This is a genomic window from Ruegeria sp. B32 (genome assembly GCF_025141855.1).
In the GTDB taxonomy this organism is placed as follows: domain Bacteria; phylum Pseudomonadota; class Alphaproteobacteria; order Rhodobacterales; family Rhodobacteraceae; genus Ruegeria; species Ruegeria arenilitoris.
Genome location: NZ_CP081106.1, coordinates 337,187 through 350,926, shown reverse-complemented (window position 1 = coordinate 350,926; position 13,740 = coordinate 337,187). Strand labels below are relative to the sequence as shown.

General features: G+C 65.3%; 14 protein-coding genes. 5 read left to right on the top strand and 9 right to left on the bottom strand.

Going from position 1 to position 13,740, the window contains the following annotated elements; genetic code table 11:
• Nucleotides 1-3: 3 nt before the first annotated feature.
• Together def (K3752_RS01945) and def (K3752_RS01940) are read right to left on the bottom strand one after the other, a co-directional pair.
• On the bottom strand, nt 4-498 hold the full coding sequence (def, locus tag K3752_RS01945) for a peptide deformylase (protein ID WP_170462030.1): 495 nt from the start codon (nt 496-498) through the stop codon (nt 4-6).
• A complete protein-coding gene (gene def / locus K3752_RS01940; RefSeq protein ID WP_170462032.1) occupies nt 495-1,013 on the bottom strand; it encodes a peptide deformylase in 519 nt (172 codons plus the stop codon). Before def (K3752_RS01940) ends, def (K3752_RS01945) begins: the two co-directional genes overlap by 4 nt.
• Nucleotides 1,014-1,107: 94 nt before the next feature.
• Here def (K3752_RS01940) and K3752_RS01935 point away from each other — a divergent pair, with 94 nt between their 5' ends.
• Nucleotides 1,108-2,280 (top strand): MalY/PatB family protein, encoded by a 1,173-nt coding sequence (locus K3752_RS01935; RefSeq protein WP_260064580.1) that lies wholly within the window; start codon nt 1,108-1,110, stop codon nt 2,278-2,280.
• A 20-nt stretch (nt 2,281-2,300) separates the two neighbouring features.
• On the opposite strand, the gene K3752_RS01930 is transcribed toward K3752_RS01935, so the two are convergent.
• Nucleotides 2,301-2,654, bottom strand: coding sequence for a hypothetical protein (locus K3752_RS01930; protein ID WP_093965240.1), 354 nt, complete (start codon nt 2,652-2,654; stop codon nt 2,301-2,303).
• A 214-nt stretch (nt 2,655-2,868) separates the two neighbouring features.
• Here K3752_RS01930 and K3752_RS01925 point away from each other — a divergent pair, with 214 nt between their 5' ends.
• A complete protein-coding gene (locus K3752_RS01925) occupies nt 2,869-3,858 on the top strand; it encodes a glutathione S-transferase family protein (protein WP_260064577.1) in 990 nt (329 codons plus the stop codon).
• On the opposite strand, the gene K3752_RS01920 is transcribed toward K3752_RS01925, so the two are convergent.
• Nucleotides 3,840-4,202 (bottom strand): response regulator transcription factor, encoded by a 363-nt coding sequence (locus tag K3752_RS01920; RefSeq protein ID WP_170342693.1) that lies wholly within the window; start codon nt 4,200-4,202, stop codon nt 3,840-3,842. The two genes, K3752_RS01925 and K3752_RS01920, sit on opposite strands and share 19 nt — an antisense overlap.
• 182 nt (nt 4,203-4,384) lie before the next feature.
• On the opposite strand from K3752_RS01920, the gene cobD reads away from it, so the two are divergent.
• From cobD to K3752_RS01905, 3 genes are read left to right on the top strand one after another with little or no spacing between them, the layout of a single operon-like run.
• A complete protein-coding gene (gene cobD, locus K3752_RS01915; protein WP_260064574.1) occupies nt 4,385-5,350 on the top strand; it encodes a threonine-phosphate decarboxylase CobD in 966 nt (321 codons plus the stop codon).
• Nucleotides 5,347-6,267 carry an adenosylcobinamide-phosphate synthase CbiB gene (gene cbiB, locus K3752_RS01910; protein ID WP_260064569.1) on the top strand — a complete coding sequence of 307 codons (921 nt, stop codon included), beginning with the start codon at nt 5,347-5,349 and terminating at the stop codon, nt 6,265-6,267. Before cobD ends, cbiB begins: the two co-directional genes overlap by 4 nt.
• Nucleotides 6,268-6,281: 14 nt before the next feature.
• Entirely contained in the window at nt 6,282-7,445 is a 1,164-nt protein-coding gene (locus K3752_RS01905; RefSeq protein ID WP_260064559.1) for a lytic murein transglycosylase, read from the top strand.
• Nucleotides 7,446-7,449: 4 nt separating this feature from the next.
• Here K3752_RS01905 and K3752_RS01900 read toward each other — a convergent pair whose 3' ends face one another.
• From K3752_RS01900 to K3752_RS01880, 5 genes are all read right to left on the bottom strand, one after another.
• Nucleotides 7,450-7,947, bottom strand: a complete 498-nt coding sequence (locus K3752_RS01900) for an ATP-binding protein (RefSeq protein ID WP_260064556.1) — start codon at nt 7,945-7,947, stop codon at nt 7,450-7,452.
• A gap of 45 nt (nt 7,948-7,992) precedes the next feature.
• On the bottom strand, nt 7,993-8,355 hold the full coding sequence (locus K3752_RS01895) for a hypothetical protein (protein ID WP_170366247.1): 363 nt from the start codon (nt 8,353-8,355) through the stop codon (nt 7,993-7,995).
• Nucleotides 8,356-8,409: 54 nt separating this feature from the next.
• Nucleotides 8,410-11,865 (bottom strand): chromosome segregation SMC family protein, encoded by a 3,456-nt coding sequence (locus K3752_RS01890; protein ID WP_260064553.1) that lies wholly within the window; start codon nt 11,863-11,865, stop codon nt 8,410-8,412.
• A 137-nt stretch (nt 11,866-12,002) separates the two neighbouring features.
• Entirely contained in the window at nt 12,003-12,407 is a 405-nt protein-coding gene (locus tag K3752_RS01885) for a hypothetical protein (RefSeq protein ID WP_170434859.1), read from the bottom strand.
• Between the two features lie 44 nt (nt 12,408-12,451).
• Entirely contained in the window at nt 12,452-13,645 is a 1,194-nt protein-coding gene (locus K3752_RS01880; protein ID WP_260064550.1) for a PLP-dependent aminotransferase family protein, read from the bottom strand.
• Nucleotides 13,646-13,740: the final 95 nt, after the last annotated feature.

Here is a 13,740-nt window from a genome sequence, read left to right as displayed (position 1 = left end):
GCCCTACCCCGCCTTTTTCGCCTTGCGCAGCAGCATGTCGCGTTTGACCTTGCTGAGACGGTCAAAATACATCCGGCCGTTCAGATGGTCGATCTGGTGCTGCACGCTGGTGGCTTCGATGCCGACGAAATCGCGCCGGTCGATCTCGCCTTTTTCATTGAGGAACCGGACCGTCACCGCACGCGGACGTTTGATCTTGGCCGACACGCCCGGCAGGTTCGGGCTGGCCTCGTCATGCTCGCGCAGTTCGATCGAGCTGTGCAGGATTTCGGGGTTGGCCAGGCGCACCGCGCGGCCACGCTCGGCCGAGCCGTCCACGACCGCCAGCCGCAGCATCACGCCGATCTGGGGCGCCGCCAGGCCGACGCCGGGCATCGCCTCCATCGTGTCGATCATGTCGTCCCAGATGGCACGGATCTCGTCGGTGATCTCGGTCACCGGCCCGGCCTTGGTGCGCAGGCGCTTGTCGGGCCACGGCAGGCAGGGACGGACGGTCATGCGCGGGCACGCTCACGCTTGAGCTTGACCATCTTGCGCGTGATCATCTGCCGTTTCAGCGGCTTCAGATAGTCGATGAACAGCTTGCCGTTCAGGTGGTCGATCTCGTGCTGCACGCAGGTGGCCCAAAGCCCGTCGAAGGTTTCGCGCTGCGCCTTGCCGTTCTGGTCCATCCAGGCGACCTCGACCTCGGCCGGGCGGGTGACCTCGGCGAACTGATCGGGGATCGACAGGCAGCCTTCCTCGTAGACGCTGGTTTCGTCCGAGGCCGAGATGATCTCGGGGTTGAACATCACCAGCGGGCGGGGGGTGGCGCCTTCCTCTTTGACGCAATCCAGCACGATCAGCCGTTCCAACACGCCGATCTGGGGCGCGGCCAGCCCGATGCCCGGCGCATCATACATGGTTTCCAGCATGTCGTCGGCCAGCGCGCGCAGCTCGTCCGACAGGTCGTCCACGGGCGCACAGACCTTTTTCAGGCGGGGATCGGGATGGATCAGGATGTTGCGTTTCATGGGGCTGATTTAGGTCATCGCGCGCGTGGCCGCAACGCCCCCCTTGCACCGGGCGAAATTCCCGATAGCTTTCGGGCCAACGAATGGAGCAGACATGACTTTCAACGATCTGATCGACCGCCGGGGCACCTTCAGCTCGAAATGGGACAAGATGGAGAAACTCTATGGCGTCTCGCCCGAGGACGGGCTGGCGATGTGGACCGCCGATTCCGACTATGCCACCGCGCCCTGCGTGATCGAGGCGGTGCGCCGCGCGGCGGATCACGGGGTGTTCGGCTATTCCTGGCAGCACCCGGCCTATCTGCAGGCGGTGCGGTGGTGGATGCAGAACCGTCACGACTGGGCGATCGACACCGATTGGATCCTGACCTCGCAAGGTCTGGGCAACGCCATCGCGCTGAGCCTCGATGTCTGGACCGAGCCGGGGGACGGGGTCGTGATCTTCACGCCGGTCTACCACGAGTTTGCGCACAAGGTGAACAAGACTGGCCGCCGGGTGGTCGAATGCCCCTTGGTGCGGGCCGGCGACACCTATGAGATCGACCTGGACGACGCTCAGTCGCGGCTGGACGGATCGGAAAAGCTGTTGCTGTGGTGCTCACCACAGAACCCGTCCGGGCGGGTCTGGACACCGGACGAGCTGCGCGCGGTGGCGGCTTTTGCCGAACGCAATGGGTTGATCCTGATCTCGGACGAAGTGCATCACGATCTGGTCTATCCCGGGCATACATTCGTACCGATGGACGTTGCCGCGCCGGATGCACGGCCCTGGACGGTGACGCTGACCGCACCGTCCAAGACCTTCAACATCGCCGGCCAGCGCACCGGCAACATGATCATTCCCGACGACAAGCTGCGGGCGCAAATGCGCCACCGGCTGAACACGCTGGACTACGACCCCAGCGCATTGGGCGTGGCGATGATCACCGCAGCCTACTCACCCGAGGGCGCCGAATGGGTGGATGCCCAGATCGACCACCTGAACGGCAATCGCGCGCTGTTCGATGCTGCTATTTCCGAGATCCCCGGCCTGTGGTCGATGCCCCTGCAGGCGACCTACTTGGCTTGGGTGGATTTCTCGGGCACCGGAATGGACCACGCCGAATTCGTGCGCCGTCTGCGCGATGATGCGCGGATCGCAACGTCATCCGGTCCGGGGTTTGGAACGGGAGGCGAGACCTTCGAACGGTTCAATCTCGCCACTCAGCGGGCGCGGGTCGAGGACGCGTGCGCCCGTTTGAAACTTGCTTTTTCCGACCTTCAATAAGGCCGCGCGAACGGTCTGCCCTAGTCGTCTTTGCCGAGAAGGGCGATTGGGGCATCCGGCGCGCGATAGAAATCCAGTGGCGCCTTGTCCGCCGCGACGGTGCTGCGCTTGAACTCATATCGCATCTGGCCGCCGTCTTCCTCGTCAGCGACGATCAGGCATTGATACAGGTGGTTGGCGCCGTCAAAAATATCGACCAGTCCACGCAGACGCGGTGTTGTCTCGGCCTCGACGGCGAAACCATCCTTCCACAATTTGAGGATTCTGTAGGTATTGTCGCCCATTTCCACCCGCAGGCGGCTGGACTTCTTGAGCGATGCGATTCGGGCCGCATCCAATTCGGCGCTAATTTCTTTTGAAACATAAGTACTCATCAAAATTTCCCCCAAGCTATGCCATCTATTGTGGGGGTATCTTCGTAAAAATCCAGTGAAGCCCGACCGTTGACGCGGACCTGTGGGCGATTTGTTGCACAGTCATCCCGGGCGGCACTGTGCGACTGCGCAGAGATGCTGCGCGCCGTCGGCGATGTGAACTGCGGCGCTGTCGCACTAAGCTTGGTCCGGAGACGGAAACGGAGGATCCAAGATGGGCCTGTTGGTCGACGGCACCTGGCACGACACCTGGTATGACACGAAATCCACCGGCGGAGCGTTCAAACGTTCGGCTGCCCAGTTTCGAAACTGGATAACGGCCGATGGCAATGCAGGTCCCTCGGGCAAGGACGGTTTCAAGGCCGAAGCCGGGCGATATCACCTGTATGTCAGCCTGGCCTGCCCTTGGGCACACCGGACGTTGATCTTCCGCCAGATCAAGGAACTTCAGGACCTGATCACCGTCTCGGTGGTTCATCCGGACATGCTGGACCGCGGCTGGACTTTCCAGACCGACGATCACGGCGCCACCGGCGATGCTTTGTATGGGCTGGACTATGCCTATCAGGTCTACACACGCGCCGACCCGAACTACTCGGGCCGGGTGACGGTGCCCATCCTGTGGGACAAGGTGCAAGAGACCATCGTGTCGAACGAAAGCTCGGAAATCATCCGCATGTTCAATTCGGCCTTCGACGAAATCACCGGCAACACCGACGACTACTGGCCCGCCGAGATGCGCGACGCGATCGAAGAGGTCAATGCGCGGGTCTATTCAAACGTGAACAACGGCGTCTACAAATCCGGCTTTGCCACCACGCAGGAGGCCTATGACGCGGCCGTGCACCCCCTGTTCGACACGCTGGACTGGCTGGAAGACCGGCTGTCCACGAACCGATACCTGATGGGTGATCGCCTGACCGAGGCCGACTGGCGCCTGTTCACGACCCTGATCCGGTTCGACCCGGTCTACCACCTGCATTTCAAGTGCAACCGCAGGCGGCTGATCGACTATCCCAACCTGTGGGCCTACACGCGCGAACTGTATCAATGGCCGGGCGTGGCGGGCACGGTGAACCTGCACCATATCGTGCGGCACTATCACTACAGTCACGACAGCATCAATCCGCACCGGATCATCCCGATCAACCCCATCCTGGACTATTGGGAGCCGCACGGACGCGATCAGCGCCCCGCAGCGTAATGCTCGACCATCGCCGCCAGATCCTCGGGCGGCGTTCCGCTCTGGACATAGGCGCAGGCGTTGGGGCTGTGCGCAAAGATCGACCCGTCGGAAAAGAACGTGGTGTTGGTGACGAAAATCACCCGGGCATCCGGGCGGCGATAGCTGGCGAAATCCGCGACAGCCAACGCGCTGCCTGAATCCAGAACCAAGTCCAGGATTATGATGTCGAAGGGCGTGCCATAAAGTGCAAGGATCGCTGCCTCCTGGCTTTCGACCAGAGAAACCTCAGCCCCCTGCCGTTCCAGGTGCCGCTGCCAGACCCGACCCAGGTCGGGGTTACTCTCAACAATCAGAACTTTCATTTGCAACAACCTCGGCACTTGATAAGGTGAGTGGTGCCGACCCCCATAAGCTGTGATCACGTTATTTCGTTAACAAAGGGTTAACGGTCGCTCCAGCGCTCCTCTATGAACCGGATTTGCTTGTAAAAACGGCGTAAATCCGCTTGAAGCGGGGTAAATTCGGCGTTTTGGACGATTCCGGCATGACTTACCGCACAGACGACTTGAACCCACGCGGCAAGCGTGACCACGGCGGTGGGCTGGACGACGCCATTGCCCGTCATGGCGGAGCGCGAACGGAATGGATCGACCTGTCGACCGGTATCAACCCACACCCCTATCCTGTGGCGGACCTTACGCCCGAAGACTGGGCCGCCCTGCCCGACCACGGGGCCTTTGCCCGGCTGAGCGCCACGGCCCGTCGCTTCTGGGGTGTGTCGGACGGCGCGGCGATTCTGCCCGCGCCGGGGGCCTCGGCCCTGATCGCGCGGATCCCGGCGCTGGCCCCCGTTGGTGCGGTCCAGATCACCACGCCCACCTACAACGAACATGCCGCCGCCTTTGCCGCGCAGGGCTGGACGGTACAGCCCGACGGCCCGGCACAGGCGCGGGTGATCGTGCATCCCAACAACCCCGACGGCCGGATCTGGCAGGCTAAGGACGCCAACGCGCCGCTGACCGTGATCGACGAAAGCTTTTGCGACGTGACGCCCGAGGCATCTCTCATCCGCCTTTCCGAGCGCCCCGGCGTGATCGTCCTGAAAAGCTTTGGCAAGTTCTGGGGCCTTGCGGGGCTGCGGCTGGGCTTTGCCATCGGGCATCCCGACCTGATCGCGCGGCTGAACGATCTGACCGGCCCCTGGGCGGTGTCCGGCCCGGCCCTGCGCATCGGCGCGCAGGCCTTGAATGACACGGCCTGGGCCGAGGCCACGCGCGCGCGGTTGGTCCGCGATGCGGAACGGCTGGATACGCTGATGACCGGTAAGGGCGCGCATTTGGTCGGCGGCACGACCCTGTTCCGCCTGTATGAAGTGGACGATGCCGCCACTTGGCAGGACCGGCTGGCACAGGCCCATATCTGGAGCCGCATCTTCCCCTATTCCGATCGGTTCCTGCGGCTGGGCCTGCCGCCCGAGCATGGCTGGTCACGACTCGAGGCGGCGCTGTGAGCACCGCGCTGACGCTGACCCTGGCGATGCTGCTGGACGCCGCATTGGGCGAGCCCGATTGGCTGTGGTCGCGCCTGCGGCACCCGGCGGTTCTGATGGGCAACGCCATCGGCTGGCTGGACCGCCGCCTGAATCACGGCACGCATCGCCGCGCCAAGGGCATGTTCGTCGCCCTTCTGTTGGTCCTGGGCGGCTGGGTGGTCGGTGCGGCGCTGGCGTGGCTTGGCTGGGCGGTCGAGGTCGTGGTCTGCGCGATCCTGTTGGCACAGAACTCTCTGGTGGCGCATGTCCGCGCCGTGGGCCTCGCGCTACGGCAATCCTTGCCCGAGGGCCGCGCGGCGGTGGCAATGATCGTGTCGCGCGACACCTCGCAGATGACCGAGGCACAGGTGGCGCGCTCGGCCATCGAGAGCGCCGCCGAGAACCTCAGCGACGGGGTGATCGCTCCGGCTTTCTGGTTCCTGCTGGGCGGCTTGCCCGGTTTGCTGGTCTACAAGGCGGTGAACACCGCCGACAGCATGATCGGATACCGCAACGACACGTACCGAGACTTCGGCTGGGCCGCCGCTCGGCTGGACGATCTGCTGAACCTGATCCCGGCGCGGCTGACTTGCCTGATGATCGTGGCCCTGTCAGGGCAGTGGCGCCAATGGCGGGCCATCGTTGCAGACGCGCAGCGCCACATTTCGCCCAATGCCGGCTGGCCCGAGGCAGCCATGGCCCGCGCACTGGACGTGGCACTGGCCGGACCGCGCAGCTATGACGGGCAGATGCGCGATCTGGCCTGGGTCAATGGCGAAGCCCGGCGCACGATCGGTGCAACGGAGGTTTTCCGCGCATGCGGAATGCTTTGGCAGGTTTGGGGGCTTGCGTTGGCGGGGCTGACGGTGTGGGTTGTTCTGAACACGGTTTTCTGAGGATGGTTTTCGTCATGCGCTTTGTCTCGGGCCTTGTGGCCGCTTGCCTGTTCGCTGCCCCTGCCCTTGCCCAATGCGGCGGCGGCTTCAACGCCTTCGTTCGCGGACTGAAGGCCGAAGCGGTACAGCAGGGTTTCGATACGGCCACGGTCGATGCGTTCTTCAAAGGTGTGCAACAGGACTCCAAGGTGCTGAAGGCCGACCGCGCGCAGGGCGTATTCCAGAAACCGTTCATCGAATTCTCGCGCCGCCTGATCTCGCAGGATCGGATCAGGCGCGGCCAGGCGATGGCACAGAAATACGATGCCGTGTTCGACCGGATCGAGGCCGAATACGGTGTGTCGCGCGGGGTCCTGCTGGCCTTCTGGGCGTTCGAGACGGATTACGGCGCCTTCCAGGGCGATTTCAACACCCGCAATGCGCTGGTGACGCTGGCCCATGATTGCCGCCGGCCCGAGCTGTTCCGGCCACAGATCTTTGCCGCGATCGAGCTGTTCCGGAACGGCGATTTCGACCCGAACCGCACCACCGGCGCATGGGCGGGCGAGATCGGCATGGTGCAGATGCTGCCCCGGGACATTCTGGAAAACGGCGTGGACGGTGATGGCGACGGGCATGTTCGGTTGAAAACGTCGGCACCCGACGCGCTGATGTCTGGGGGCAAGATGCTGTCGCATCTGGGCTGGCAACCGGGTCAGCCCTGGCTGCAGGAGGTCACCGTGCCCGCGCAGATGGACTGGTCGCTGAGCGGGCCGGGCAAACCGCGTCCTATCTCGGACTGGCAGGCGATGGGCGTGCAGGCGCGCAGCGGGTCATTGGCCAACCTGCCGGCCTCGCTGATCCTGCCGCAGGGGCGCAAGGGGCCGGCCTTTCTGGCCTATCCGAATTTCGATGTCTATTTCGAATGGAACCAAAGCTTTGTCTATGTCCTGACCGCGGCCTATTTCGGAACGCGCCTCGAAGGCGCACAAGTCTATGCCGCGGGCAACCCCGATCCGGGCCTGACCGGCGCGCAGATGAAACAGCTGCAGGCGAAACTGCAGGCGCGCGGCCATGATGTGGGCAAAATCGACGGCATCTTGGGGGCCGGAACGCGCGCTGCAGTACAGGCTGAACAGGCCCGACTGGGCCTGCCAGCAGATGCCTGGCCGACAGTTGATTTGCTGAACCGACTCTAGCCGCTCAATCCGTTGGGTCGTGGAACACCAGCGTGAATCCTTCCTCAGGCGTCGGTTCCGCGTAATGCCCGGAAAACCGGCGGAACTGTTCTTCGGTTGCGGCAAAGGCGTGGTCGCCCGCTGCGTTACGTGCTTGCAGTCGGGCCAGACAAACGGCGTCGGGCGTGGTCAGCACATGCATCTGATGCGCGGCATCGGTCTGATCCAGAATTTCGCGCATCCAAGCGCGGGTTTCGACCGTGTTGGCCGGGAAATCCAGAACAACCGACATGCCCGCCTCAAGCAGAGTCGTGACATGCGGACTCATCGCCGCCCGCAGACGCGTGGAACAGCGCAGATAGTCGGCACCTGTCACCATCTGATCGGCAAAAAGCGGCTTCAGCCAGGCGTCCTCGGAAATCAGAACCGTGCCGGGCTGCCTCGCGAGCTGGGCGGCAAGCGTCGATTTTCCCGCGGCGATCTTGCCGCAAAGCATGTGCAGGGTCGGAGCGGGTCGGGTCATCGGTCGATTCCTGGTTGGGCACGGCGGGTGAAGGAGAGGCCCCGATCACTCGGGTCGCACCGGGTAACGTTCACCTTTTTCGGTGATCAGGATCAACCGGCCATTGTTGCGCACGTACAGATCGCAGCGGTCGAACCCGTTGCGGTACTGCACACAGATGCTGCCATCAGCGGCGATTCTGTAGGTTCCGAAGGCCGTTCCGCCGCCATTGACCGCCGAATAGGTATAGGAATAGGCCCCACCGGCCGAGTATTTCGACTGCCCGTCGTCATAGAAAGTCAGCGTTCGCCCGGCCAACGCGTTCAGTTCAGCGGGGCTCAGGGGGATATCACCGGGGCGTACAGCCCATTCGGCAGCCCAGAGCGGCGATGCGGCGCAGGCCGCGGCGATCAACATCAGGTGTTTCATGCGGCCAGCCTAGCCCGGCCCGGCCCGATCGCGGAATAACGTTGCGGTGAGCGGTCAGGCGACCATCTGCTCGGCCTTCTTCAGATCGACCGAGACCAGCTGGCTGACGCCCTGTTCCTGCATGGTCACGCCGAACAGACGGTCCATCCGCGCCATGGTCACCGCGTGGTGGGTGATGATCAGGAACCGCGTGTCGGTCTGCCGGCACATCTCGTCCAGCAGATCGCAGAACCGGGTCACGTTGGCGTCGTCCAGCGGTGCGTCGACCTCGTCCAGAACGCAGATCGGCGCCGGGTTGGCCAGGAACACGCCGAAGATCAGCGCGGTGGCCGTCAGCGTCTGTTCCCCGCCCGACAACAGGCTGAGGGTCGACAGCTTCTTGCCCGGCGGCTGGCACATGATCTCGAGCCCCGCATCCAGCGGGTCGTCGCTCTCGACCATCACCAGATTGGCCTCGCCACCGCCGAACAGATGCTTGAACAGCATGGCGAAGTTCGCGTTGACCTGTTCGAAGGCAGTCAGCAGACGCTCGCGGCCCTCGCGGTTGAGGCTGGCGATGCCGCTGCGCAGTGCCTTGATCGCCTCTTCCAGGTCGGATTTCTCGCTGTTGAGCGTGTCGAACTCCTCCTGAACCTCCTTGGCGTCCTCCTCGGCGCGCAGGTTCACCGCACCCATCGCGTCGCGCTGACGCTTGTGGCGGTTCACCTCAGCCTCAAGGGCATCGGCGGCCGGCATGCCGTCGGGGTTCACGTCCAGCTGGTTCAACAACTGGTTCGGGGTCAGTTGCTGATCCTCGGCGATGCGCTCGGCAGCGGCGGCGACACTTTCCTTGGCCGCCTCGAACCGCGCCTCGGCCGCGGCGCGGGCTTCGCGCGCCTCCGAGGCCTTGCGCTCGGCCTCGCGTTCGGCCAGCACGGCCTCGCGTTGCAACGCTTCGGCCTGGGCCAGCTTGTCGGCGGCCTCGGCGCGGCGGGCCTCGGCGGCCTCGATCATCTCGTTCAGCTCTTCGCGCGCCTCGGCGATCTCGGCGGGCGCGGCCATCGCCTCGGTCAGCTCTTCCTCGGAACTGGCTTTGCGCTCGGCCAACTCGGCGATGCGCTTCTCGGCGGTTTCCAGACGGTGTTTCCAGCCGCTCAGGTCCTTGGCCACCTCCTGCGCGCGTCGAGTGCGGGCCTCGCCCTCGCGGCGCAACTCGTCATGGGTCGAGCGGTGCGTCAGCATGGTGATCCGCGCGGCCTCGACCGTCTGCTTGATGTCCTCGACCCGGGCACGGGCGGTGTCCAGATCGCCCAGCTCGGCCAGCGCGGCCTCGGCCTCGCGCAGCTGGGCGCGGGCCGCCATCGCATCCTGCTTGTGGCGGTCGACCGCAAGCGTCAGGTTCTCCAGCTTGCCCTGCGCCAGGTTGCGGTCGGCCTCGGCCCGGCTGAGCGCGCGGGCCGCTTCGGCCATGCGCTGATCGGCGGCGCGGCGGGCCTCGCGGGCGCGGCGGTCGGCCTCGGTCACCTCGGCCAGTTGCCGCGACAGGGCCTCGTGCGCGGCGCGGGCGCCGTCGGCCTGCGCTTCGACCTGCGCCAACTGCTGTTTCAGCGCCTCAAGCTTGTTGAGCTGCTCGAGCCGGAGCGCCGCGGCGCTTGGGGCATCCTCTGCCCAGGCGCGGAACCCGTCCCAGCGCCACAGATCGCCCGAGCGCGACACCAACCGTTGGCCGGGTTTCAGCAAGGGTTGCAGCCGCGCGCCCTGATCGGCGTCAATCAGGCCGATCTGCGCGATACGGCGGCTGAGACGGTCCGGACCCGAGACGTGTAGCGCAAGCGGCTCGGCCCCGTCCGGCAAAGGCTGATCGGCGTCATAGCCCGGCACCTGCACCCAACCCGACGGCCCATCGCCTTCGACAAGCGGGGCGCGGAGATCATCCGCCAGCGCGGCCCCCAGCGCCTTTTCAAAGCCTGGCTCGACCCGCAGCAGGTCCAGCACCTGCCCGCCCTCGGCGGTGTCGCGCTCGACCAGCTTGGCCAGCGCGGTGGTCTCGGCCCGAATCGCGCCCAACTCGCCCTCGGCCTCGGAGCGTTGGGCGCGGGCCTCGGCCTCGCGCGCCTGCGTTTCACCGCGCAGCTCGTCGGCGGCGGCCAGCGCTTCTTCGGCGGCTTCGGCGGCCTCGCGCGCCTCTTCCTCGGCGGCTTGCGCGGCCTCGAACGCTTCGTCGGCGCGGGTCAGCGCGGCGCGGGCCTCGGCAACGGCCGCGCGTGCTTTTTCCTCTTCGGCCTCGGAGCGTGCCAGCGTCTTGCGGCTGTCCTCGACCAGACGCTGCGCCGATTGGTGACGCGCGACCAGACGAGCGGTGTCCTCGGTCTCCTGCGCCAGCAGATCCTCACGCTCCTGCAGAACCGCGGCGGCCTCTCGGGCAATTTCGGCGGCTTCGGCCAGCTTGTCGTCATGGCCCCCGGCGGCCTTGGCCAGTTCGCGGGCCTCCCATTCCAGCCGTTCGATCATCTCGCCGGCGTCGCGGTTCAAACCGGTCTCACGCTCGATGTCGCGGCCCAGCTGCTGGATGCGGGCGGTCAGGGTTTCGATGGTCTGGCGCGCGCGGGTTTCCTGATCGGACAGCTGATCGCGCTGCACCTGCTGGCGCTGCAGGACGGCGGCGGCGATGGCCTCCTCCTCGCGCAGCGGCGGCAGGGTTTCTTCGATCTCGGCGCGTTTCGCGCTGGCGGCGCGTGCCTCGGCCTCGGCGCGGGCGGCTTCGGTGGTGCGGTCGCGCAGACGCTCTTCGGCCTGCTGGCGGGCCATGTCGGCCTCTTTCCAGCGGCGATACAGCAACATACCCTCGGCCTGGCGTAATTGCTCGCCGATTTCGCGATACCGCGCGGCCTGACGGGCCTGCCGCGCCAGCTGCGCCAACTGGGTGCCCAACTGTTCCAGCACGTCATCCACGCGGGTCAGGTTGGCCTCGGTGCCCTTGAGCTTCAGTTCGGCCTCATGCCGCCGCTGGTACAGACCCGAAATGCCGGCGGCCTCTTCCAGAATGCGGCGGCGGGCGCGCGGTTTGGCGTTGATCAGCTCGGCGATCCGGTTCTGCCCCACCAGCGCGGGTGAATGCGCGCCGGTCGAGGCATCGGCGAACAGCATCTGCACGTCGCGGGCGCGCACGTCCTTGCCGTTGGCCTTGTAGGCGCTGCCCACGTCGCGGGTGATGCGGCGCACGATCTCGATCTGATCGCTGTCATTGAACCCGGCCGGGGCCAGACGTTCCGAGTTGTCCATGGTCAGGACGACCTCGGCGAAGTTGCGCGCCGGACGGGTGGCGGCACCGGCAAAGATCACGTCCTCCATCGCACCGCCGCGCATCGATTTGGGGCGGTTTTCACCCATCACCCAGCGCAGCGCCTCGAGCAGGTTGGACTTGCCGCAGCCGTTGGGCCCCACCACACCGGTCAACCCGTCCGCGATGATCAGATCGGTCGGATCGACGAAGCTTTTGAAGCCGGTGAGTTTGAGTTTGGTGAAGCGCAAAGGCCGATTTCCATGATTCCCGTTCCTTGAAAGTCTGGACAAGGGAAGGCCCGCGAGTCAACGCAGTTGCGCAGGATATGGGATATTGAGCCGAGTTATCCACAATATCTTGCTGATTTGGGCGGAATTGCGCAGAGTCAATAAGGCGAACACTCGAACACCTGATACCCGGTGTCCGACCCGCTGTCATAGGTTCCGAAGTCAATGCATTCATAGTTGGTCGGCGTGACCGCAGCCAGCAGCAGCCGGTCCGACGCCCTGCGGTCGCAGGCGAGGATGCCCACGGTCACCGCCGCATCGCCCAACACGTCGGCGACCGGACAGCCCGAGACCTGCGCCATGGCCAATGCGGCCCGATCCCGGATCGGCCCCAGCCGCGGGGCATATTGGCTGTTGACGCGGACCGCCTCGGCCAGGTCACCGCGCAGGCGCACGTCGAAGACGCTGCCATTCACGGCCACGCGGGTTGCGGGCAGGTCGCGGAAATGGGGCGTGCCGGCCGAGCAGCCGGCCAGCACCAGCAAGGCGAAGAACCGGATCATGCCGCAGCTTTGCGGCAAAATGGTTAACGAAAGCTTTCCCGCGCTCAGCCGCGCAGGACCGTGCCCAAACGGGCAATGCCCTCGGCAATCGTGGCCTCGTCCGAGTTGGAGAAACTCAGCCGGATCGTGTTGGCGCCGCTGCCATCGGGGTGAAAGGCCTGGCCGGGCACAAAGGCGACCTTGACCGTCTCAAGCGCGCGGGCCAGCAGTTGCGCGCCATCCGCACCGGGCGGCAGGGTCAGCCAGATGAACATGCCACCCTCGGGCCGGGTCCATTGCACGCCTTCGGGCATGTGCCGAGCCAGCGCCGCCAGCATCGCGTCGCGGCGCGCACGGTAGGTTGCGCGCACTTTCGGGATGTGGCTGTCGAAACAGGTTTGGGCCACCTGGTGCACAGCCATCTGGTTGATGGTGGCCGAATGCAGGTCTGCGGCCTGTTTCATCAGCACAAGCTGCGCGATGACGGGCCGCGCCGCCACGACCCACCCCACCCGCAGCCCGGGCGACAGGGTCTTGGAAAAACTGCCGCAATAGATCGTCCGGCAGGCTTGCAGATCGCCCTTCCGCGCCAGTTCCAGCGCGAGGATCGGCGGTATCGCCTGCCCGTCATAGCGCAGGGCCTGATAGGCGCCGTCCTCGATCAGGGCGCAGTCCAACTCTTCGGCCAGATCCAGAAGGGCCTCGCGCCCTTGCCGATCGACGGTCTCGCCGGTCGGGTTGGCAAAGTCGGGGGACAGATAGGCGTATTTGACCGCCCCCGGCCCCGCGGCGGCCCGGTATTGCGCCGCACCCGCATTGCCGCCTGCGCGCAACCGGTCAAAGCGCGGCTCGTAGGCGTTGAAGGCCGCCAAAGCCCCCAGATAGGTCGGCCATCCGACCAGTGCCGTGTCGCCGGGCGACAGAAACAGCTTGCCCAGATAGTCCAGCGCCTGCTGCGAGCCTGAAGTGATCAGAACGTCGTCGGGGCCGCAGTCGATGCCGATCTGGCGCATGTGGCCGGCGATCCATTCCCGCAGCGGCATGTACCCTTCGGACACGGAATACTGCAGCGCCAGCGCCCGGCTGCCCGCGCCAAGCGCTTGTTGGAATGCCTGAGAAAACGCCTCGGCGGGAAACAGCGCCGGGTCGGGGATGCCGCCTGCAAAGGAAATGATGCCGGGTTGATCCAGCAGCTTCAGCAGCTCTCGGATTTCGGATGCCTTCATTCGCGCGGCGCGCGTTGCAAATAACTGGTGCATGGGCCGAGCCTCCTCCGCTGGGTCGGACTGACGCTATGACCTCCGCGCTTAAAGTCAATAATGCTGACCTAGTGTTTCAGCCAATGTGATCGCGG